This is a genomic window from Thermoplasmataceae archaeon, from assembly GCA_038729425.1.
Lineage (GTDB): Archaea > Thermoplasmatota > Thermoplasmata > Thermoplasmatales > Thermoplasmataceae > B-DKE.
On record JAVYSB010000001.1, the window covers coordinates 13,883 to 37,058 of the forward strand.

The window sequence follows — 23,176 nt, forward strand, 5'->3', positions numbered from 1 at the left end:
AGTCAAGCCGAGCAGTACCTGAATTAGTTTTTTATACGAAGATTCTATTAGAGCTTCCTAGGTAGCATTTAGATGGAATTGTCGTACGCGGAATCCTCCTCGGGGAATCAGAGATTCATCAGAAAATACCCTGAAGTAGTAGTTATCACAGTGCTTGTTGGTATCTATCTATTTCTTGCGAACTATTATGCTTGGTCATCCACTTTCCAGAACTTCTTCTTCACTACATCCGGTGGCAGTGACCCATACTTTAACTGGATCACAATACAGCACTTCCTGCAGACAGGCCACTGGCTTATGTTTGAACCATCTCTAAATTATCCTATTGGAACAACAAACCCGAGAAACCCGTTCTTCCAGGTCATGACTGTGTTCATAGCTGTTCTTATGTCTCCTTTCATGAACATTCAGAACGCGGCATTTTTCACGTTCGAGGAGCTTGATGCCTTCTTCGGGGCACTCCTTATCATCCCTGTTTATTTGATGGGAAAGGAAGTTTTCGGAAAGAAAGGAGGATTTGTGGCTTCCATACTTTACCTGCTGATGCCAAGCAATGTCAGTACTGGTTACCTTTCCGACGGCAGAATTCATACCCCAGAACTGTTTTTTGTTCTCTTCTTTATTTATTTCTTCCAGCGGGCAATTGTATCCATTGACAAGGATAAGATAGTTGAAAAGTTATTCCCGCCGACCAGAATCCTTACATCAATTCGTAGTTTCTACAATAGAAATCGGCTAGCCACTATTTATGCAATGTTATCTGGAACCTCCCTGGCTGCTCTGATGATGTCATGGCAGGGATATGCATATGCAGTCGTCATTTTGCTGCTGTATGTACTCGTTCAATATGTTTATAATCTTTTCATTAAAAGACCAAGCGATTACCTGGTTTACCTGAGTGCCATTAGCATCCTCCTTGGATTCTTTCTAGGGGCATATTATTATCTGGGAATCGGCAACTATTCCGTATGGTTCACTCCGGTGCTTCTGCTTGGCATACTTGTAATCGTGATGGGATTTGTTTTTGTTGCCATAAGAGGAAGACCATGGATAATTTCAGTTCCGATCATCGCGATCCTTGGAGCTATACTACTGGGAGCACTTGCCATATTTGATGCCCACGCTTTTAATACCCTTCTCAGCGGAGACGGATATTTCATAAAGACCAAGGTCTATCAGACCATAGCAGAGGCCGCATCCTTACCTTTGGGAGAGTATATTTCATCGTTTGGCGCGTTTGAGTTCATCCTCGGAGTCACGGGCTTGGCGTATGCTGTATACTTGTTTATCAAGGAAAAGAAAGACTCCATGTTCTTCTTCCTCGTTTTCTCACTGGTTTCAATATATATGAGTTTTGAAGCTGCAAGATTCAACATCACTGCGGCTCCGGCCTATGCAATTCTTGGAGCTGGACTTTTGATGTACTTCGCTCACCTGGTCAAGCTTTATGATATGAAGAAGAGATCAGGCGCGCCCTTGGCAAGTGTTGGAAAATCCCTGAGGGGAAATATAAGCTGGGTTCATACTGTGTTTGTAGTTATCATCGTTCTGATGGTGATTTCCTCCGGGCTGGGTCTAATATCCTCTGCTATTCCTTCGAACACAGCGGCAAAGTACAATCAGGAAATATATAATGTAATCCCCTCTTCACTTCAACCGGCCAATTTTTCTGCGAACCAGTTATACTATGTGGGTGCGACTGGAAACTTGATATCGAATTCCACCCAGCCCCTGGCTCTTTCTTATTCATGGCTGGCTACCCAGGACGCTAATCTGCCACTGCAGGATAAACCTGCATATGTTTCATGGTGGGATTATGGTTTTCAGGAACTGCAACAGGGTCTGCATCCAACAGTAGCTGATGACTTTCAGCAAGGTTACGAGGTGGCAGGACAGATCCTGTTAGCGCAAAACCAGAGCCAGATTCTAGCGCTCTTCATCGCAAGAACAATACAGGTGGAATTTGACAGTTCTCAGCATTCCTTCAATACGCCTGTGAACAATGTTCTGGTCGGATTTTTCGGTTCTTCTGAGGTTTCGCTCCTGGCCAGCATTTATCAGAACCCCCTGGCATACAAAGCTTGGATAATGAGCAAACCTTCAGTGTATGGGGATTATTCCAGTTCTATCACTTCGACCAATGCATATTTCGCACTTGTTACTGGGCAACTTGCATCTCAATACTCATTAAACACACTTGTGGATGCTTATACTGCATTGAGCCAGGTTACTGGCATAAGTATCAAGTACATACAGGTGCCTAACACGCTTTTCCCATCTTCCATCAATAATACTGGCACGTTTTATGCACCTGCGTATCTGACGGACACACCAGCCTATGTTAGCTCAGGTGGTGCTATTGTACCGACCAACTATTACAATATACTGGTGCAGACAACAAATGGGACATACACGCTGAATAATGTTCCCACAGCGGCAAATGTTACCGGCGAGTCGCTACAGTACACTTCTGCCTTCTACAATACTACGATTTATCGCATGCAGATCGGATACCCAGGATCTGCCGTTGGCCTTTCAAGTGGAATCCCGGGACTGGCTGCCGGTGCGACAAACTATACAATAATGCCGGCTTGGGACATGAGCAATTTTGAGATCGTGTACGAATTGATACCGTGGAATCCCTATACCGACTACGCTGCACACCCAAACGCATGGCAGGACATCCCCCTGCAGCAGGCTTATTACGATCTGGTGAAAGGAATCGGCACCCCAGTGATTTTTCCTTCCGCAACACAGATGGTTTCCACTGCTAATCCCATAATGGCTTACTATCCTGGAGCTATAATAACCGGCAGAGTAACAACCCCCGGAGGCCAGGGAGTCGGCGGGATCAATGTCACCCTCTTTGATCAGTATGGGATACCGCATGATGTTGTCCATACTAATTCCGCCGGGTACTATAATATCACAGCGGTTCCTGGAAACGATACAGTTGTATTCAGCACGGGTACTCTGAACACGCTGTATCTTTATGGAAAAAATGTCCTCAAGACCACGAATATATACATTTCCACACAGCAAGCCGAAAGGACCGCACTTGGCATAAACATGACAACTGGCCTGCCCAATTATTACGTAACTGAAAATTACCAAGTTTCTGCTTCCAAAGTTTCGGGAACTGCGTTTTACAATTATCAGACAGTCAAAAATGCAAATGCAACTATTCCTGGAGATTTTATTTCAAAACGCATTATGACTGGTACGGTCTTTCTTGTTAACTCAACATATGGCGTAAACGTTTCTTTACCCTTAGTTAATGGAGTCTATAGCTCATCCGACGTGTTGCCATACAGTTATGAGTTGTCGATATTCACGGATGGAACTTATTATGCCAACCTCCTGCAAGGCGATGTTGTGGTTGGCGCAAATGTAGCGTTTCCTTTACTAATTTCCTTCGACAGTATTTTTGTAAATACCACCACTGCCTCTGGCCTTTCCGGAGGATATATAGTTAAGGCTTCGGATGGAACAACAATATATTCCAACACAACCGGCGGTTCTGGGCATGCTAATTTATGGGTACAGCCGGGTACTTACACAATACAGGCTTATAAGGGCAGTTCGCAGACAGGGGTTTCCACAACGACGTTCACGGGATGGGGGCAGAATTATTCCGTCAATCTATCTGCAACGCTTAGCGGCATAGTCTCTGGAACATTATCCGGAGCGCCCTCAGGCACTATTCTTTATCTCTACCCAAATGGTCAGATATCGTCAACTTATAGCACCATTATCGGACCCGGAGGTGCTTTTTCAACGGAGGTTCCATATGGAGTGTATACACTTTATGCTTCATCCAGCGGCAATTCCTTCACTAAAACAATCACCGTACAATCAAATTTTACTTTGACTGGTTCCATGAGCCTTGCGTTCCCGATCACGGTTTCAACCTACCTGCCAGGCATTACAGCTTACAGCGGGAGCTACGAATTTATGGGGAGCTCTGCTTTCTTCACATATTCCTATTCCGGGCCAACGCCGTACACAATACTTCTTCCGGAAGGGATGTATGGAATATCAAGTCTTACTGTCTACCTCGGTAGCATCAAAGAAGGCTTCCAGAATGTGTATCTTGTTGGCGCCAGAAATGTATCCATCACCCAGCAATACACCAATACGGCAACAATTACGCTGTCAGATTCAAGCAACTCCGGTGTTATGGTGGGCTCAGGTATCTCAATCCTTAATTCATCAGGTAACCCCGTATATTTCAGCAAGGTATCAAATGGCCAGGCAACAGTATATTATCTAAACGGATCAAAGGATCTGACGACGTATGCTATGAGTTCACTTTACACCTCTACCACAATGTCTCTTTCCAGCAATACGCAATCATATTCCATGACACCAGTGACAGTCGGCATTACAATATCATTTGTGAATAACTCAATTAAACTGAGAGGATCAACCAACTTGGTTCTCAAGGGTACAAATACTTATTATCTATCCGGAAGCGAAACAGGAATATCGGCTTCCGTCTTTCCCGGGATATATGTTGCATCTGCCAGTAATTCAACTGCAACATTAAATCTCAGCGATCCCGTGATAGTGGTGCCGAATAAAGTAACACAATCTGTAACATTACTCGCCGCTCCATACGCTAACTTAAGCATAAACGCTACCAGCTATGAGATTTTCAACTCGTTAGGGACTGTTGTCAACAACAGTAAGCCACTCCCGGCTGGCAATTACTTGGTATACGCTTACTTGAATTCTTCAGTTTCCCCGGAAGTTTCGTGGAAGTCTTACTATCTCACCTCTAACATGAATGTTACACCATCACTACAGAGTGCAGATATGATATCGCTGGAGAATTCCCTTGGGATCTCTGCTGGAAACTATACGCTATCAATCAGTGGTGGAGTTGCGAACGTTTCTACTACTTCCATATTGCTCCCTGCAGGCGTTTACAATGTAAAATATTATGACACCATTACAAACGCAACCGGCTCTTATATTGTTTCTGGCAGTGGATCGTTCAACACATATTATACGAATAAATTCAACGTGATAGTGACTTCAACAAAAATCAATACCATGCTAACTGGAACTGTTACCTTCAACGGGAAGGCAATGCAAAATACAGTGATACAAATCCTCTCTACTGAGGGTACGGTTGTAGCCAGAACTGCCACCAATACGTACGGTATATTCAGTGTATCTATACCAACTGGCAGCTGGGCCATTTACGCACTGAACAATGCATCGAGTACAGGCTATTATGGTGGAGTTACAATACCTGCATTTTCCGGGACTTATTACGATAATTTCAGCCTGAAGCCTGCATATGCTATTTCCGTGATCGTAACCGTCGGTTCCAAGATCTACAACACAAATGTTCAGGTCACACTATACCCGAACAGCATAAATGTTAACAGTTCAAAGGCGAATTTGCTCCTTCCGCAAGGAAACTATTCGTTTTCCGCAAATATAAGCCAGAACGCTCTCGCATATAACGGTAGCCTTCTTTCTGTATCATATTCCGTTAACAACACTATATACGTGAATTCAAACATGTCAATCACTCTGGCCCTTAGCCAGGTCGTGACAGGAAAAATAACGATAATACAGAACGGTACTTATCCAAACCTTGTTACCGGAAGTAATGTAACCAACAGTACAGAGGTTTATTTCAATGTCACCAATGGCCAGAATGTTCAGCAGTCGGTCACGCTGACTTCGGGAAGCAATCAATGGCACATTCTTTTCAATCAGTCCTACCTTAATCTCGCACCTGGTCAGAAAGTGGCTGTTTCCGCACTTGTCTATGCGCTTAACAACCCTCCATCCGGTATCAATGCTGTTCCAGTCAACTTGACATACTCCGGCAGTACTGCATCTGGATCATTCGACGTGAACGTTGCTCCGAGGGTCGGATTTACTGCTACCCTGAATTCTCCATTTGGATTGCCGCAGGATGGTAAGCTAATCTATAATATTACTTTGGAGAATACCGGGAATACAGCAATTGCGATCAACGGATCTATAGTCGATAAGAATACCATCAACTTATATGACTGGAACGCAGCGGTCGTGTATAATGGCAAGGTTTCTACTACATTTAACCTTCCATATGGGCAGAGCATTAGCCTGTCTATGATACTTACTCCAAACGGTACTGCATATGCAGAAGGTGCTCCTATAAAATTGGCTTTCACTACTATGTCATATGGAAACAACATAACTGTTCCCCTGTCATTTACTGTGGAATATCCATATGCCAGCATCTCTCCGTTTCCACAGGGACAGGGGATAATCTCTAATTATACTGGGAACCCTCTGTCAACTGTAGTGACTGGATTACTCGTCATAGCGGTCACAGTGATTGGAGGAATTGCGATTGCAGTGTACCGTGGTAGGAGGTTCAGGAGATGAAGGCGTTCCCCATACTAATAATGGCCTTATTAGTGACTCTGCCTGCTTTTGCTTTGATTTCTTCTGCATCTTCTCCGGTGATTGACGTTGTAAATGTTGAGTATCCACAGAACGTATATGTTGGACAAACCTTTACCGTGTATGTAAATAATTCAGCTGGCTTTACAAACTACAGTACAGTGATATACTTTGCAGGGGATAACCTCACGGGCTTTTCCCCAACCAATACATTCGAAAACTTTGGTGGAACAAATTTCGATGCATCGGTTAATGTGACTGCCCCTCTTCAGGCACAGACAATATACATGTTTGTAAGAACAAGTGCCATGTACGGCCACCAGTATGAGAACTTCTCACAGACGTTTGAAGTAAACGTATATAATACAGTGTCTCTTAGCGCAGTAGTGTCAAACAGCAATGCATTTGCCGTAAGCAACGTCACGGTGACATTTGATCTGAACGGGAATGTTTATGGAACAAAAACTGTGAACCTCCAACCCAGTTCATCCCAGGTTGTTTCAGTCAAGCTTTTCAACTACATATTATCTGACGGCAAATACACCCTTACTGTGACTGTGAACAATCCCATGATCAAGGTCAATGGCAACACAGGAACCAGCTCGACAACGTTCTTCGTTGGAACGCCTGCAAATTACAACTGGATTTATTACATTGCAATTGGTGTCTTTATCTTCATGGCATTCGTCGTGTTCGCCTCTGGAAGGAGACCAAATAGGCCCAGCAGGCCAAAATGGAGAAGGTAGGTAAATTAGTCTTTCAGGTTCCTCATTATTTCCATAAATTTCTTTCTGTGAGTTTCAGCGGACTTCATCGCCTGCGTAACTGCTTCTTCCGGAGTAGAGACAGAAATAAATCTGCCTTCCTGCTTCTTTCTTGGCACGATCTCAGTGGAATTCAGAGAGATGACATCCTTTCCCTCGCTTATGGAAAAAGCAGCCTCTGAAAGCGTACCGGCGGACCCATCAATGGCGATGATAGCCTCTCCTGCCCTCGACACAAGGAAATTCCTGGCGTATCCCATGCCAGTCGGTACGGATACGGTCAAGTGGGAATTCCCTTCAACGGGGCTGTACCCGGGAAGAATTCCCACCACAATTCCACCTTTGGTCCTGACACCTTCAGCGACACATTCCATTACCCCGGATAGCCCGCCGCAAAACACAACTGCCGTGTTCTCAGCAAGCAATTCGCCAACCCTGTGTGCAATGAGGCAGTTTTCATCTGTAATGTTACTTCCGCCTATAACGGATATATTATACACAAGAGGAAGAGTACTTGTAACTCATTAAAGCTTACTTCTCATATCAATGTGCCTGATCCTGTGCATAAATATAGAGATCGATACGTATAATTCCGGTGACGGATTGTGGTATGCGTGCTCACCATCGTCATAGCAGATGCTGAACTTGAAACCGTCCCCATTGAGATGAGGGAGGACTACTCCATACAGAAGATTTCAAGAGAAAGGAAGAAACGCCCTGAGAACATGATTCTCGATTCCAATTTTATGCACGCCTCCATCGAGAGATATTTTCCTGGAGAATCAAGACGCAGAGGCAGACCCGACATCATTCATATACTTATGTTGGTCGCCCTAGAGTCCATACTGAACAAGATCGGCAGCCTGAGGATAATGATACATACAAGAAATAACCTGATAATAGATGTTTCCCCGGAAACGAGAATCCCGAGAGCCTACAACAGGTTCATCGGGCTATTTGAGAAACTATTTTCAGAGAGAAAAATAGTTGCTGATGGCAAGGCCCTCCTATCGATCCGGGATGGCACCGTTCATGACGCATTAGGAAAATCCGCGCAACATGTTGTGGTACTTGCACCTGGTGGAGAGATATCCAGCGTCAGCGAGGTGGTTAGAGAACCCGGCGACCTAGTGGTTGTGATAGGTGGTTTCTCTGAAGGCAATTATAAGTCAGATCTTGGTCAATATGGAAGGCGTACAATTTTCAGGGAAGAACTGACCATCTGGTCTGTGGCGATGGAAGTCATAACGGAGTATGAAAGGAAAAACGACTTCATGAAAGGTTATTCTCTGGATCGCCTGCCGCGAGGAAGCAGAGAAATCTGACGTCAAAGGGTCATTCTGGTCATAATATTGATTAATACCTTTGTTATGAAGTTAAAACCAGGAGATACTGTTAATGGCACGAATGCATACAAGGAAGCGTGGAAAATCCGGATCGAACAGGGTTTATGGTCAGGGAAGACCCGCATGGTTAAGCGTAAGCGATGAAGAAATATCTAAGTCTATTCTAGATTTGAACAAGCAGGGACTTTCGAATTCATTGATAGGGATAAGACTGAGGGATCAATACGGCGTCCCCGGATCTAAGCCTATCCTTGGCAAGAAGATTGGCTCCGTATTGAGGGAAAATGGGATAAAACCTGACCTTCCCGAGGATCTGAGCCATCTTATAAACAGGTACAAGAACGTGAGGAAACATACAGAGTCCAACAGGAAAGATATGAGCAACATAAGGGGAGAGATGCTCATAATGTCAAAAATGCTTAGACTTGTGAGGTATTACAAGCGCAAGGGCAGCATTGCACCTGAATGGAACCTCAGTAAAGTGCTGTAAGAAAGATGCTAAAGGACATAATTGACCAGAAATTGTATGAACTTCTTTACCGGGGTTCTACCCTGATAAGGAATTCTGATTATGTTCGTGTCATTGCTCATTATGACGGTGATGGGACTAGCGCGGCGATGGTTATCTGTGCAGCCCTGAAAAGACTGAACATAAAGTTTCACCTGGGATATATAAAGAACCTTGATGGCGAGAATTTCAGGAGAAGGATAGAGGAAGACCCAGACCGCCTGGCCATAATAGTTGATGCAGGATCAGATCAGGCACAATATGTCCCGGACATTGAAAAACTCATTATTCTGGACCATCATTTTTACAACAAGTCCACCATAAAGGGCCTCAACATTAATGCCAGAGATTTTGGCATAGACGGAACCCGCGAAGCGTGCGGTTCAACGATGGCTTTTCTCATGGCTCTTGTACTGGACGAGGGGAACAGGGATCTCTACCCATTTTTCATTTCAGGGGCCATAGCCGATAAACAGGATATTGGGGGACTCAGGGGAATTAATGAAACCCTTGGCCGGGAGTACGGAAAAGATTATGAAACGGTTCATACCCTCAACCTGGAGGGCGGTAAAGTCAAGGATGCCATTACGTATTCCACTGATCCATTCTTCAGTGATCTTACCGGAAACCCCGAAAACGTGAACGGACTTCTTTCAAGACTCGGAATAGATCCAGAGTCAAGTGTCTATGATCTTCAGGATAACGATAAAAGCACCCTGTCAAATGCCCTGGCGGCAAAGCTGATTAGCCAGAACGTCGGTCTGGAAGCCATGAAGTACCTTGAAAACGATATAGTGAGGTTCAACGAGATTGGGTATTCATCAAAAGAGATCAGCAGCATAGTTGATGGCAACAGCAAGATAGGGAAGAACTCTATTCCTGTTCAGTATTTCCTAGGTGACGAATCCGTGAAAGATGAGATGATATCAAACTGGAGGATATCTAGGACAAAGCTCATTGAATACACCTACAGGGTATTGAAAGACATATATGAACAGGACAGCATAAGGTACTTCTATGCCCCTGAAGGTGAAATGACGGGTTCCATAAGCGGAATACTCTCGCTTTACCTGCTTAAACAGGACAAACCGTTGATCGGCTTCAATGCTGGATCTGAAAACACTAAGGTATCCTCCCGCGGAACAAGGAAGCTCGTGCAGATGGGGCTCAACCTATCAGTGGTAATGCGAGAGGCAGCCACGCAGGTTGGTGGAAGCGGAGGCGGTCACGATATAGCTGCTGGAGCCGTAATACCTAGAGGAAAAGAAAAACAGTTCGTCGAGATTGCAAACGATCTTGTGAAGGGACAGCTTTCTGGGGCTACTACCTGAAGACACAAAACATTTAAATCATATGCGCATAGGCAACTGAATGGGTCGGATAGGAATATTTACCCAGGACTTCAAGTTTTATCACGACGTAATCTTTCGCCTGAAGGAGTGGGATTTGCCGTTTGTGAGCATTGAGGACCCTGAAAGAATTCCGCCAGACGTTGTTGTTGTCCTGAGTTCAGAAGGCGATTTGAGCATTCCGAAACAGGTCAAGTCTGTGGAGGCAAAGCACGCTATACGAATGGCCCTCCCACGATTGCTTAACAGGTATCATTTTGAAAGGGTGATCATTGGCATTGATCCGGGGCCGAAACCCGGCATAGCCGTCACAGCAGATGGCGTTTTGATGGAGGCATTTGAATGCCCCGACATCAAGAGCATTGGCAGGGAGGTATCTGATATTGCTGAATTCTATGCCTACCGAAACATATCAATAAAAATGGGTAACGGGGACAGGCCAAACCGTATGGAGATTATGGATACTTTAGGGGGCACAAACATCGGAGTGACTGTGGTGGATGAATCTAACACAAGCGTACCGCACAGGATACATGACAATGCGCTTTCCGCAGCCAGAATAGCCTTCATAGAGGGAAACAGTTATCCGATGGAAATTCCAAGAAAATTCAGCAGAAAAGATGTCTTCGAGAAAGAATTTGTAACCATTCAGAAACTAGCCCTTTCCAGCCAGAGCGGATCCTGATAATTTCCTGATGGATGTTTCGTTGGAATAGAAAGCGTTTCCACCCAGAGATTTTATCTTTGAAGCGGCATTGGCACTCTGTAGGCCTTTCTTGCAATAAACTATGTAAACTCTGTCCTTTCCGTGCTTGGAGAATATTTCCCCAATATCACCCAGACTTGCACTGATCGCTCCAGGGTAATGCCACTGATCATAGCTTGCTGCACTTCTAAGGTCAATAACAATGGAATTGGGCTGTATACCCTTCACAGTATCGGCGGTATCCATGATCGAGGCCTTGTACTTTTCTATTTCCGAGAAACGCAATGAGAACCTGTTCCTCACAAGGTTTTCTGTTAAGTCGAGGCCTCTCATATCATCTTCAAGCGTGTCCGCGCGAATCTTCGTGATCGGCCTGTCCGCAAACAACGAGCAGAATTCGCCCAGGTCTGAGTCAGGGAGTGTATCTATTCTTCTAGCAATGTCCACGATCTCATCCTTGTCCATGCCGATCAGCGGTCTGAATATTGGAATGTCCATGCCATGGCTAAGAGCAGCGAGATTCTCTGCAGTTTGTGAAGAAACCTGCCCAAGGGATTCTCCTGTAACAATGCCCAGGTGGCCATATTCCTGCGCCAGGCCCTGAGCTATCAAGTAAAGAACCTTCTTGAACTCAACATTCTGATAGTGGTACCGGTCTTCATTTGACAACTTTTCTATCAGAGGCCTGCCGTCGATTATGTGCAACATGGGATCATACCCGACACACCATCTTCCAAGGAGTTTTGTAGCAGAATTCAGAAATGCAACAGTATCCACGGGATGAGCCAGCGAAATGAAAACTATGTCGCATGGTGAGCCGCGTTTCATCATCATCCAAGTGGCCACAGGTGAATCGATGCCTCCTGACATCAAACTGATGAGCTTTCCCTGTGAACCAAGAGGCAGTCCCCCCGGTCCCCTTATTATCCTGTCATAAAGAAATAGAAGCGAATCCCTGATTTCTAGACCGATCTCTATATCGGGGTTGTGGAGATCAACCCCCGCTGAATAATCATATAGAGCGGACCCCACTGCCCTGTCGATGTCCATCGAGGTGAAATTTTGATTTCCACTCCTCCTGGATCTTACAGCGAATTTCTTACCCCTGACGGCATCAGAAAAGTGTGACTTTGCAATTTCAACAATTTCCTCGAACTTTTCAGCCCGATATTCTATGCACCGGGAAAATGACTTCACCCCCATTGTAGATTCAATGGCCAGTTCAGCTTTCCCGTCTTCTCTATCTGGATAGATCAGGATTCTTCCGGATTCCTTCTTTACTGTGCCTCCAATGCCGTGGTTTTTGAGGCTCTTCAAAACGTTTCTGGCAAGGAGATTCTCCATCTCATTTCTTGCCTTTCTTCCCTTCAGGCCTATCTCGGAATACCTGATGATGTACACGATCAGGTAATTTTATACTGAATTAAAAGGGTTTATGAGGATTCACGTTTCTGATCGTTAAGAAGCAATGCACCTGCCGCCTTGTGTATCCCAACAAGTATGGGAGTCTCATTTATAATCCACTTCCTGGCTTTGGCCTCCCTGAGCTTCTTAGTTGCATGTGACCATGCGGCCAGTGAGTCTGTTTCATAGATTACTACAAACTCCTGATCGCCGAGTCCATATGAATAGGTAGTGTAGGATCTCACGGATCTTCCTTCAGGGTCAGCAAGAGCCATCCCTATGTGTTCCGCCATGATTTTCTTCCTCTCTTCGTAGTCTATGAGATACCACTCAGGTTCCTTGCTCATCGGATAGGCGACAAAATACTTCATAGGATCCTGACGCAGTGTATCGTCAAGAGCAAGCCCTGGCTTGAGATAGGGAGAATCTTCGTACAGTGATATCATGCTATAATTTGCCTTTAGGTAGCCTGTAAACTTGTCATTAAGCGTATACTTTATGGACTCCAGGGTTTCTGGACTGTGGGAGGAGCACCAGAAAATAATGTCGCCATCATATCTCATCGATCGATAGGAGAGGAAGTTCGTAGTTTCCTTTGAGAAGCTGCTGATAATGTCGGCCACACCAGTGGAGAGAGAGGACCTCTTCTCCATGGTCAGGGTAAAGAATGGGGACCTGAACCTGTAGGAAATTACCATCATATAAATTTCTTCAGCCAATTTGATCTGTTCCACATTGCCAGTTATTAGTTAGATTTTTCCATTACAGCACTGCACTGTCAGAAAAATAATATAGCAGTATAACTGCCAGTGTGATCAAATTCTGCCCTTTTCAAGCGGAGAAGTATCTCTTTGGCAGAACCTGATCATTTTGACGACATAGATATTTTAATCTATCATTCCCCGGTTAATAATCCCACCAACCTCTCCTATCAGATGATTGATCAGAGAAATGGATTCTGTTGGATAAACGGCTACGAGCGCCCGGCAGTAAAATAACTCACGCAACTGTTGGCGGAATTGAGTGATCCCTGGTAACGTTGCCGTAAACCAATAGACAGAACGGCCCTGAAAATGAGAACAAGAGGCTTTTCATTCACACGCGTTGCTGCGCCCCGATACCATCGCGTTATGACTCTTGTATTCTCTCAATGCAGATTTGCGCTTATTTTCATTCACTTCACTATCAAATTTGCCGCGATAAATTGGTCTACACCGCGCCATGTCGCCGTAATAGGAAGCACCATATGAGCGAAGGACAGGTTTGAATTAAGATCAACCATATGGCGAAAAGTACCTTCCAGTCGAGCTATAGAATTGTGTTAATATGATATTAGAATCATTACTCAGTAAACATACATATCTGTGCATGCCAAGCCAGTATTTATCAACGAAAAACCTTTTTATTCACCCATTCATGTATAATCATGTCTTCCGAAAGGATTCTTGACTCCATCGACGCTGTCGAGTTTTACGTGGGATCTGCAAAACAATGGGCTTACTTTCACAGAAATGCCATGGGATTTGACCTCCTCGGCTATGCCGGCCCGGAAACCGGCGTCCGGGATCGTGTGTCATACCTCCTTGGCCAGGGATCCGTTAAACTCAAGCTGACAAGCTTCCTTGATCAGAATTCTCCCATTGCAGAACACGTGAGAAAACACGGAGATGGCGTGAAGGACATCTCCCTCAAGGCAGACAACATCGACGAAACAGCAAAAGAAGTTGGGAAGCGAAATGTGGTGAAGCTGGGAAAGGTGGAGACCATAAAAACAAATTCTGGAAAGATCAGGAAAGCCATCGCTCCCACCTACGGAGAAACTGTCCATACGATAACGGATTATTCAGAGTATGATGATATCCTTCCTCCCGATTTTCAGGAGGTGGAAAGCGACTCAAAGTCTGTTGGAATAAAACGCATAGACCATGTTGTCGGGAACGTCCAAGAGAGATATATGGAAAACTGGGTAAAGTACTACATAGATGGCTTTGGTTTCCGGCAGCTCATAAGCTTCGACGACAAGCAGATAAGCACACAGTATTCGGCTCTAAAATCAAAGGTGGTAGAATACAACAACAGAAAGATCATATTCCCCATAAATGAGCCCGCGTATGGCCTTAAAAAGTCGCAGATACAGGAGTATCTGGATTATTACAATTCTCCAGGAGTTCAGCACATAGCCCTGGAAACAGACGATATAATAAGGACTGTCTCAGACCTGAAGAGCAGAGGCATAGAGTTCCTCTACACCCCAGATTCCTATTATGAGGATCTGAAAGAGAGAGTGGGTCCCATAAGCGAAGATATGGAAAAACTCAGAAATCTGAGGATCCTGGTTGACAGGGATGAAAATGGATACCTCCTACAGATATTTACCAAGCCTATGGGAGACAGGCCCACGTTCTTCTATGAAATCATACAGAGAAAGGGAGCAATCTCATTCGGAAACGGGAATTTCAAGGCACTTTTTGAGTCAATTGAACTTGAGCAGCAGAAAAGAGGGAATCTCTGAAGCATGAAAATTGCCAGGGTCCTGCACAGAAATGAACCGACGGTAGTTCTCGTTGAGAATGGGAAAGCTTACCCAGTACACAGTATGCTAGGTATGGCACCTGAAAGAGTCGAGAGAGAATTCTACAATCTTCCATCATTGCTTGTAGACCATATCCCGCGGGAAGCGGCAGGTGACTTCAGCACAATGGACAAGCTCATCCCGCTGCCCGATGTACGGTCAATAAGAGATTTTTATGCCTTCGAGACACATGTAAGAGAGGCAAGGAAAAAACGAGGGCTTGACATGGTACCCGAATGGTACAAATTTCCCGTATTTTATTTCTCAAACACCTCGAATCTCTACCCGTCTGGAGGCACCGTACCTATCCCTTCTTACACCAGGGAAATGGACTTTGAACTTGAGATTGCGGTGGTGATAGGCAGAGATGGAAAAAACATTCAGGCAAAAGATGCCTGGCATTACGTTTTCGGTTTAACCGTCGCCAACGACTGGAGCGCAAGAGATATTCAACGGGAGGAGATGAAAGTTGGCCTCGGACCTGCCAAGGCAAAGGACTTTGCAACCAGCCTGGGACCTCTTATCGTTACCGCTGACGAAATTTTACAGAGAAAGCAGAGGGATGGAAAGATAAACCTGAAAATGACTGCTTCGGTGAATGGTTCAACATATTCGTCCGCAAACCTCAATAGCATATTTTGGGATATAGAGAAATTGATTGAATGGGCATCGCTTGAATCGAGGCTGAGAGTGGGAGATGTGATAATGACAGGCACGGTTGGTACTGGATGTATCCTGGAATCTGGGGATCACCCTTGGCTGAAGAGCGGTGACGTTATCATACTTTCTGCTGATCTCATTGGTCAGCTTGAAAACGTAGTGGTTTAGGAGGTAATAGAGTGGTGTATTATGTAAGGCAGGGGGAAATGCCGGAAAGCAGACATACCTATGAGAAGAGGGAAAAGTTGCTAAGAGAAGAGCTGTTTGGCGAGGAAAGTTTCGAAGGGCCGTTTTCGCTCCTATATCATACCGGGGAGCCAACTAGAGTGGCTTCTGTAAGCAGATCAGAAAAGAAACAGATCGTTTCCGGCACAGAGGAATACAAGCATAGACACATTGAGTCGGAGAAGTGCGAAAGATCTGGGGACTTTATTGACAGTAGGACTTATCTTTTGTACAACAGCAGAATGTCTATGGGTATCCTGAAGCCGGAGTCCCGGACACAAAGGCTATTCAGGAGCGCCTTGCATGATCAGCTTTTCTACATACACTCAGGTATAGCAACCCTTCACTCCATGCTTGGTTCTCTTGACGTCCTAAAGGGAGATTATCTGTACATTCCAAAGGGGACTACATACAGGTTGGACAGCAGTAGTGATTTTGAATCGTTCTTCATTGAGTCGAGAGACATGATCTCAATGCCTACCAGATACCTTAACGGTTATGGGCAGTTGAAAGAAGGCGCTCCATATTATGACAGGGATATTAGAGTGCCAAAAATAGAGAAGCCATCTTCCGATAGGGGGAATTTTGAAGTATGGGTTGATTATGGAGACCACTACCTAGTCGAGAAACGAGACACAAGCCCGTTCGATGTGGTAGGTTGGGATGGGTACCTGTATCCATATGCAATAAACGTTAGCCAGATTTCACCCATCGTTGGAAAACTTCATCAGCCCCCACCCGTCCACGAAACGTTCAGCGGAAAGTCGTTCATGATCGGAACGTTCCTTCCCAGGAAGTTCGATTTCCATCCTAGGGCCATACCAATATCTTATTACCACAGCAACATAGATACGGACGAGGTTCTGTTTTACTCGACCGGAAACTTCATGAGCAGGACAGGGATCAATCCCGGGTCGATAACTTTGCACGTTAGAGGATTGATACATGGACCGCAACCCGGATCAATAGAAAAAGCCATTGGAGTGGAATCTACAGACGAAGTGGCTGTGATGGTTGAAGCTTATGATCCTCTTCAGCTTACGGCTGATGCCGAGAATATTGAGGACAAAGAATATATGAAGTCCTGGTATAAATGATATACACCTACAACTATATCCCAATAAGGTCGGTGGCCTATGGAAAGGACAGCATACTGAAAATTAACGATTTCATAAAGGAGGCTGGGGGTTCAAGGGCAATTGTGGTAACTTCTCCTTCGGTGTCCAAGACGAGATTTTATGCTGCTGTACTGAAACGTGTTAACATCCCTTTTTCCGAATACAGGGAAATGACACAACACACTCCAAAGGAGAAGATCAACAAACTTGTTGAGATGCTTAAGAGAACAAACGCTGACCTGATCATATCTGTCGGCGGGGGAAGCGTAATTGACGCCTCGAAAGCTGCAAAACACTTTTCAAAGAAGAAGGAGCTTGTTCAAATTGCAATACCTACTACACTCTCATCGGCTGAATTTTCCCACATTGCCGGGTACACGCAGAATAACTCTAAGAAAGGCATAAGAGAAAAATACTTGACTCCGCAGTACATTATTCTTGATCCAACCGGGCCTGAGGAAACTCCTGAATGGTTGTGGAGATCTACCGGCATTCGCGCTCTGGATCATGCCGTTGAGACTCTTATATCGGAAAAGATTGGAGAGATTGCAATAACGTTTTCCCTCATAGCCATAAAGAAACTCTTCGAGAACCTGAGCGGAAAAAGCGAGCAGAACTTTATGGAATGCCAGCTTGCATCCTGGTACTCATATTTTGATGTTTATGATGCTTCAATGGGGCTTAGCCACCGTATAGGAAAAGTCATAGGCGCACGATACAAAATCCCACATGGAATAACATCCTGCATAACGCTACCTGCCGTGATGAGATTTTATGCCAGGACAAAGTGGAGAGAACTGTCCCTGATATCAATAAACCTAAGAGGTCAAGGGAAGGAATCCGAGGAAACGGCGATGCTTTCCGCAGATATGGTAGAATATTTCATCAAAGGTCTTGGCTTCAACAGCAAGCTTTCAGACTACGGGGTTACGGAGGAGGAACTGCCTACAATAATGACCGAACTCAAGGATGACAATCCGGAGGTCAGAAAGCTATTACGCAGCCTCATGTAATCACAGGATGTAAAGTTCTTTCAGGCCGCTTCCTTCGCTACGTTTCCTGCCAAGTTTCACGGTTCCTAACACATGGATCTCTACTTCAAGAAGCGGGGCTACGACTGCTGAAAAAAGGTGCCCACCGTGAACTGAATGATCCCTTACGGCAAATGAAGTGTGAATGTGGAATCTCGGGTCATTTGAGGCAATGGAGCCGTGGAATGATACTATCTCAGCGCTTTCTTTATATGTGGTCTTTTCATATTCCCTCCCGTTGAAATATCCAACCACTATGTCATGAAGCGTTCCTATTCCCCACTGGATGGTGGCCGATCCTATTTCATATGTACTGACTGCTTTCTCCAGAGCCTGAAAAACGTCTTCCCCACTCTCAATTTTCAATATAACGCTGTCATTCTCACGTGCATGCATCATGGCACTTCATTCCGGCAAATGATAAAAGGTTGATACAGAAAATTTTTGGTTTTTATTGTTTCAGGCATTCGATCTGTTATTCTTATCCCCAAGCCCGATCCAGAACCTTTCCTCAAGTCTCAGTATTCCGTCCGCTCCGGTCATGAATTTCTTCTGGGCCACTGGATCATCCTTGTGAGCTCCGAGGACATCCTCCATCGCCTCCTCATGGTGCTCTTCCAGTTCCCTGTGAAATGTGAAGTAGTCTATATCCATGCCTGCATATTCAGGATGTTTCTGTTTCCATACCTTGAAGCCCGCCAGAATCTTGTCCCACATTGGTATCGCCATGTTCTCGAGACCAAACTCTGCGCCGAGAGCTTCGAAGTGGTCGCTCCCGAAATACTTTCGCATGCCGTCGAGCCATGCCTTTGTTGACGGGACCTGTTTCCTGACCATGATTTCCCTAGGTTCCATTCCTATGCTTCTGAGATATTTCCTGTACAGAAGTTCATGCCTCTTTGTCGGATCCATGTCACCGAGTTCCGACACGAGGATCGTGGTCAGGTTCTTCGCGTCGTTCTCATCTGGCGTATTAACAAGAAGTACTGAAAGTATTGATACCCACTCGCGAGTAAAATGATAGAACTCTTGTGAAAAACGCTTGAATTCAGAAACCGTAATGTCGCCTCTCGCAAAACGGTCTATGAATTCGTTGTTTATTGCGCTGTGCCTCTTAACAAAACCGTACATCTCTCCATAAAAGTCATTGGACACTTCTTGAGTCATATTATTCCCTGTATTACATGATAATATCTCTATAAAATCTTTCTGATTGCCGATGCGGAGTAGCAGTCAGATACCTCTGAGTTCTGAGATGTCAGATCACTATGGAAAAGGCAGAGAAACAATACTTCAAAGCTAGGAGAGATTATTATATTGGAGATATTTCTGCCTGATCGTAGGTAGTTGATGATGTTTTCGCTGTACGAATTTGCATTTTATGCCTTCACAGGCTTTCTTTCACTGACCTTTCTTGGTCTGCTCCTGATCTCCATTGGCAACCGTAATAGGAACATTGAAGTTCCCGGAAATGCAGGGCTGAGAACACTGGTCATAATTCCCTGCCGCGGCCTTGACTTCTCGCTCAGGGAAAATATCGCATCCATAATGGATCAGAACTACGACAGATTCAGTTGTGTTGCAGTGGTCGATGAAATGGAAGATCCGGCAATTCCAGTTCTAAAGGAAACCGGCATCCCTGTCATTAAATCCGAATTTATTTGCAAAGGATGCAGCGGAAAGGTCAGGGCGATTTCCACAGCCATTTCTAAACTCACCGACTATGATGCTTATGTCATTGCTGATTCTGACATCCTGGTTGGAAGAGAGTGGTTGAGGCACCTTGTATTTCCATTGTCTCGTGGGGAATATGGCCTTGTCACGGCTTTCCCTTATTTCAAGCCGGTTGGCGGATTCTGGTCAAAGGTGAAAATGGTTTGGGGGTTTGTGGGCGTTGGTATGATGGAATCCGAAATTACAAGATTTGGCTGGGGAGGATCCCTTGCGTTTCTCAAGAATCTAATAGCCTCCGAAAATGACATGCGTGAATTCAGTTCGTCTATTTCCGATGACATAGCGCTTACAAAGCTTGTCAAGAGATCTGGGAAGAAAATATTCTATTCAAGATTGGCACAGCCAGTCATAAACTCTACCGATAATTTCAGCGTGTTTCTAGAGTGGGCAAACAGGCAGACTGCCCTTTCAGAGTCTTCCTCGCCAAGAGTGTTCCAGTACGGCGTCTTGTTCTTCGGATCTACAGATTTCCTGCTGATTAGCTCAGTAGTGATGTCTCTCCTCGTATCACCGTTATTTCTCGTCTTCCTTCTTCCTTCAGTCATAACTGCATTTAAGAATGCGAGGAGAAGCAGGGAAAACAGGTTGTTTGCCTTCCTGATGAGCTTCGGAATCCCTTACCTGTATCTGTACAACCTTATTGCAGCAAAAAAAATGAAAAAGATTACGTGGAGAGGACGGGAGTATCCAATAAAATGAGTGAATAACCACCGATCACGGCAAATATCATGGATTTTTCTGTTGTGGAGGCATTTCCTCATGCATTTTCCTGACCGCTTTCCATCTTCTGTACGCTCGTACCTCGATATATACATCTAGAAAGAGTATAAGCAGGGCTATGAGCTCGAATAGGTAAAAGCCAGGTGTGATCTGATGGAAGATTACGCTGAACGGAGATGAATTTCCAAGGAAGGAAAACGCTCCAGCTTCCACTGCCACCAGTGCCTGCAGGAAGTTCGGGGGTGCAACGGCTATGGTTCCAGGACTGCCGGTAACGTTGAAACGTATTCCACTTGAAGTGTAATTGATGTTCGGAGCCGCGATGGCATAAGATCCGAAATTCTTCAGGGAAACTTGATACGTCAGGTTGAGGGAAGCTCCTGGGGCTAGTGAGGGAGCAGTCACATATGAGTACCCACCAGTCAGGTTCATGTATCCCCTATACATGGAAATAGTGCTGTTTTCACTCAGGCTCAGTTGAGTCAGTGTGTCCGTATCCCTATTGGTCAAAATGGTGCTGATCCTGTAGAGCCCCTTTCCAATACTTGCAGCTTCAATCACCATACTTATATTTGCGGGGAAAACCGCGTTGGTGGACAGGCTTATTGATCCCATATCAAGGTAATACGGCACAGTCATATGCACCGCGCTGAAGTTGATTCCATTCATCCTGAAAGGGTCAGTAAAATTTCTAATGGTGGTATATGTAGTGAAATTATACCCACTAACATTGTTGCCTGCAATTGACTCTATCTGGGGGTATCCAACCGTGAGGCCATACACTATATTGTTGGACGTGAAATTTACGGAATCCGCATAGTTGAAAATTTTTGAGTATTGTATTGTCTTCGGTGAGGCTGAGGAATGAAATACGTCAGCTTTATAGAATATGCCTCCGGCGAACACTATCCTGTCTAAAGTAAGAGTTCCGTTGAGACCGTTGAATCCAAACTGTGACAGCAAGGATGAGTTGAACAGTGATGGATTGACAACCCCCGCGACCATGATTAGCCCATTCATACTGGTTGAAGTCCTCTGAGGAATGAGATAACCGCTGCTCATGCCATTTTCAAACATAGTGAGGGGACCACTCTGATTCATTGCACCTGTTATGGGGGAAATAACACTATTCAGGCTGCCTGGCCACGCCATCTCACCGGCGTACACATAGAGCGACCCTGAGAAACCTGGAAGACTGGAATTAGAACTCACGTTAAGGCTGATTAGAAGCTTTGCGCCAGACCCACCAGACTCTGATATTATTCCTGAGGCTGCCTGGCTTGCCAGAGACGATGATTGCGTGGTCGATCCGTTGAATCCTTCCACTACCACTATCCCGGGCACAAGGTTTAGAATGCTCGCAAGGGTCGATGTGCCAGCAAGGCTAGATGTCCCATTTACAAACGAATCCGAAGCAAACGAACTGATTACCTGTGAAAGATTGTAAGTATACAGAACCACGGTAAAATATGAATGGCTGGCCGCACCGGTATTATACCAGCTGGAACTTCCACTGGCATTAACGCCACCTGCCATTACATAGACATTGTAGACACCGCCATACTTTCCCACGACACCTGCGGCATAATAAGCGGCGTTAAACGACTTCTGAACGTCTGGTGTAAATGAACCTATGGAAGAGTTTGCACTGTATGGTGCTAGGGACATTGCCTGTGAAATTGATATGCCAGTAGCATGGGATGGCGTTGACTGCGCTGTCCCGCTCTGTGCAATTGGGAGCGGATACTGTCCATTTCCATCTGTGAATACGAATACGCCACTGACGAGAACCACCATTACTATCAATAGTGAAGCCGCTTTGGCAAAACTCCTCCTAGGCAGTATAAAGCTTCTGATAACCCTGCCGAGGATATAGGAAGCTACCAGGAAAACTATGAAATTTATGAGCATGTATATCAGGAAGTTGTTTGTTATTGCGCTTATTATACCGTTTGTGCTTATTGACCCTGTACCCGCGGGATTGCTTCCAAGGATGTTTGCGTATGAAGAGAAAATGAGAACTAGGTTACCTATGAGCGGTTCATTTTCAAGAGAGTAAAGGTTCGTTCCCGCTGGTGGATTGGCAAGTATTCCCCCGAACGAACTAAGAGAGGAACCTCCAAAAATGTTTCCTGAGAGTACGCCCTGTCCAAAGGCGATTGCCAGTGCGGACAGAACAAGAAACCCTAGAATGGAAAGATATACCGTGAATGCTGTTCCCACAGCTTTTCCTCCTTTACGCGCTCCAACCGCAACCATTAATGCGATGAACAGCCACGCGAGAATAAGGACAGGATATGCAAGTGGATTTCCAAGTAACAGGAAAAGGATGGGCAGGAGAAACATAATCGGCGTTCCAAAAAAGGGGCCTAACCAGTTGATCAGCGGAGCGTAATAGATCGACAGGACATAATATGAGACAAGAAGAGCCCCTGAGACGCCAAGGATGTATCCCGTTAACTTTCCCATACAAATATAACGAGATACAGCAGATAAAGTTTTATATGAAGAAAATTGTGCCTGTTTCACCAATGCTAACCCTGTGAACTGCAGTTCCGGCAGTGATAAACTTATCGAGTGTATTTTGAAATGTTTAAAGAGCGTTAGGAATTAGCAAATTTTCCC

General features: G+C 45.0%; 17 protein-coding genes. 11 read left to right on the forward strand and 6 right to left on the reverse strand.

From position 1 onward, the window contains the following. Window positions 1-72 precede the first annotated feature (72 nt). Both QW597_00080 and QW597_00085 read left to right on the forward strand, forming a co-directional pair. Window positions 73-6,396 (forward strand): hypothetical protein, encoded by a 6,324-nt coding sequence (locus QW597_00080; protein ID MEM0154993.1) that lies wholly within the window; start codon window positions 73-75, stop codon window positions 6,394-6,396. Then, window positions 6,393-7,160: a hypothetical protein gene (locus QW597_00085; GenBank protein MEM0154994.1), complete on the forward strand. Its 768-nt coding sequence runs from the start codon at window positions 6,393-6,395 to the stop codon at window positions 7,158-7,160. The genes QW597_00080 and QW597_00085 overlap by 4 nt, the downstream gene beginning before the upstream one ends. A 5-nt stretch (window positions 7,161-7,165) precedes the next feature. Here the strand turns inward: QW597_00085 and QW597_00090 are convergent, their stop codons facing one another. Beyond that, window positions 7,166-7,678, reverse strand: coding sequence for a TIGR00725 family protein (locus QW597_00090; GenBank protein MEM0154995.1), 513 nt, complete (start codon window positions 7,676-7,678; stop codon window positions 7,166-7,168). 105 nt (window positions 7,679-7,783) lie between these two features. On the opposite strand from QW597_00090, the gene QW597_00095 reads away from it, so the two are divergent. The 4 genes from QW597_00095 (at window position 7,784) to QW597_00110 (ending at window position 11,066) form a co-directional block, all read left to right on the forward strand. Next, on the forward strand, window positions 7,784-8,503 hold the full coding sequence (locus QW597_00095; GenBank protein ID MEM0154996.1) for a 16S rRNA methyltransferase: 720 nt from the start codon (window positions 7,784-7,786) through the stop codon (window positions 8,501-8,503). A 73-nt stretch (window positions 8,504-8,576) separates the two neighbouring features. Then, window positions 8,577-9,014: a 30S ribosomal protein S15 gene (locus QW597_00100; GenBank protein MEM0154997.1), complete on the forward strand. Its 438-nt coding sequence runs from the start codon at window positions 8,577-8,579 to the stop codon at window positions 9,012-9,014. A gap of 5 nt (window positions 9,015-9,019) precedes the next feature. Further along, window positions 9,020-10,363 (forward strand): DHH family phosphoesterase, encoded by a 1,344-nt coding sequence (locus tag QW597_00105; protein ID MEM0154998.1) that lies wholly within the window; start codon window positions 9,020-9,022, stop codon window positions 10,361-10,363. 40 nt (window positions 10,364-10,403) lie between these two features. Next, on the forward strand, window positions 10,404-11,066 hold the full coding sequence (locus QW597_00110) for a hypothetical protein (GenBank protein ID MEM0154999.1): 663 nt from the start codon (window positions 10,404-10,406) through the stop codon (window positions 11,064-11,066). On the opposite strand, the gene QW597_00115 is transcribed toward QW597_00110, so the two are convergent. Then, window positions 11,037-12,488, reverse strand: a complete 1,452-nt coding sequence (locus QW597_00115; protein MEM0155000.1) for a THUMP domain-containing protein — start codon at window positions 12,486-12,488, stop codon at window positions 11,037-11,039. The two genes, QW597_00110 and QW597_00115, sit on opposite strands and share 30 nt — an antisense overlap. A gap of 32 nt (window positions 12,489-12,520) precedes the next feature. Then, window positions 12,521-13,210 (reverse strand): chlorite dismutase family protein, encoded by a 690-nt coding sequence (locus tag QW597_00120; GenBank protein ID MEM0155001.1) that lies wholly within the window; start codon window positions 13,208-13,210, stop codon window positions 12,521-12,523. Window positions 13,211-13,917: 707 nt separating this feature from the next. Between QW597_00120 and hppD the strand changes: the two genes are divergently transcribed. Genes hppD through QW597_00140 form a run of 4 tightly spaced genes read left to right on the forward strand, consistent with a single transcriptional unit; the run spans window position 13,918 to window position 18,079 of the window. Then, window positions 13,918-15,003, forward strand: coding sequence for a 4-hydroxyphenylpyruvate dioxygenase (hppD, locus tag QW597_00125; protein ID MEM0155002.1), 1,086 nt, complete (start codon window positions 13,918-13,920; stop codon window positions 15,001-15,003). A 3-nt stretch (window positions 15,004-15,006) separates the two neighbouring features. Next, the gene (locus QW597_00130; GenBank protein ID MEM0155003.1) at window positions 15,007-15,891 is read left to right on the forward strand and encodes a fumarylacetoacetate hydrolase family protein; all 885 of its coding nucleotides are present in this window, start codon (window positions 15,007-15,009) and stop codon (window positions 15,889-15,891) included. Window positions 15,892-15,902: 11 nt separating this feature from the next. Further along, window positions 15,903-17,045, forward strand: a complete 1,143-nt coding sequence (locus QW597_00135; GenBank protein MEM0155004.1) for a homogentisate 1,2-dioxygenase — start codon at window positions 15,903-15,905, stop codon at window positions 17,043-17,045. Then, a complete protein-coding gene (locus QW597_00140) occupies window positions 17,042-18,079 on the forward strand; it encodes an iron-containing alcohol dehydrogenase (protein ID MEM0155005.1) in 1,038 nt (345 codons plus the stop codon). The genes QW597_00135 and QW597_00140 overlap by 4 nt, the downstream gene beginning before the upstream one ends. On the opposite strand, the gene QW597_00145 is transcribed toward QW597_00140, so the two are convergent. Next, a complete protein-coding gene (locus QW597_00145; protein ID MEM0155006.1) occupies window positions 18,080-18,496 on the reverse strand; it encodes a DUF296 domain-containing protein in 417 nt (138 codons plus the stop codon). 60 nt (window positions 18,497-18,556) lie between these two features. Next, window positions 18,557-19,264 carry an iron-containing redox enzyme family protein gene (locus QW597_00150; GenBank protein MEM0155007.1) on the reverse strand — a complete coding sequence of 236 codons (708 nt, stop codon included), beginning with the start codon at window positions 19,262-19,264 and terminating at the stop codon, window positions 18,557-18,559. A 186-nt stretch (window positions 19,265-19,450) separates the two neighbouring features. Between QW597_00150 and QW597_00155 the strand changes: the two genes are divergently transcribed. Further along, window positions 19,451-20,530: a glycosyltransferase gene (locus tag QW597_00155; GenBank protein ID MEM0155008.1), complete on the forward strand. Its 1,080-nt coding sequence runs from the start codon at window positions 19,451-19,453 to the stop codon at window positions 20,528-20,530. A 27-nt stretch (window positions 20,531-20,557) separates the two neighbouring features. On the opposite strand, the gene QW597_00160 is transcribed toward QW597_00155, so the two are convergent. Then, window positions 20,558-23,020: a hypothetical protein gene (locus tag QW597_00160; GenBank protein ID MEM0155009.1), complete on the reverse strand. Its 2,463-nt coding sequence runs from the start codon at window positions 23,018-23,020 to the stop codon at window positions 20,558-20,560. Window positions 23,021-23,176: the final 156 nt, after the last annotated feature.

Coding starts and splice junctions, on each gene's coding strand:
- QW597_00080 (MEM0154993.1), top strand. CDS start 73: ATGGAATTGTCGTACGCGGAATCCTCCTCGGGGAATCAGAGATTCATC.
- QW597_00085 (MEM0154994.1), top strand. CDS start 6,393: ATGAAGGCGTTCCCCATACTAATAATGGCCTTATTAGTGACTCTGCCT.
- QW597_00100 (MEM0154997.1), top strand. CDS start 8,577: ATGGCACGAATGCATACAAGGAAGCGTGGAAAATCCGGATCGAACAGG.
- QW597_00105 (MEM0154998.1), top strand. CDS start 9,020: ATGCTAAAGGACATAATTGACCAGAAATTGTATGAACTTCTTTACCGG.
- QW597_00110 (MEM0154999.1), top strand. CDS start 10,404: ATGGGTCGGATAGGAATATTTACCCAGGACTTCAAGTTTTATCACGAC.
- hppD (MEM0155002.1), top strand. CDS start 13,918: ATGTCTTCCGAAAGGATTCTTGACTCCATCGACGCTGTCGAGTTTTAC.
- QW597_00130 (MEM0155003.1), top strand. CDS start 15,007: ATGAAAATTGCCAGGGTCCTGCACAGAAATGAACCGACGGTAGTTCTC.
- QW597_00140 (MEM0155005.1), top strand. CDS start 17,042: ATGATATACACCTACAACTATATCCCAATAAGGTCGGTGGCCTATGGA.
- QW597_00145 (MEM0155006.1), bottom strand. CDS start 18,496: ATGATGCATGCACGTGAGAATGACAGCGTTATATTGAAAATTGAGAGT.
- QW597_00150 (MEM0155007.1), bottom strand. CDS start 19,264: ATGACTCAAGAAGTGTCCAATGACTTTTATGGAGAGATGTACGGTTTT.
- QW597_00155 (MEM0155008.1), top strand. CDS start 19,451: ATGTTTTCGCTGTACGAATTTGCATTTTATGCCTTCACAGGCTTTCTT.
- QW597_00160 (MEM0155009.1), bottom strand. CDS start 23,020: ATGGGAAAGTTAACGGGATACATCCTTGGCGTCTCAGGGGCTCTTCTT.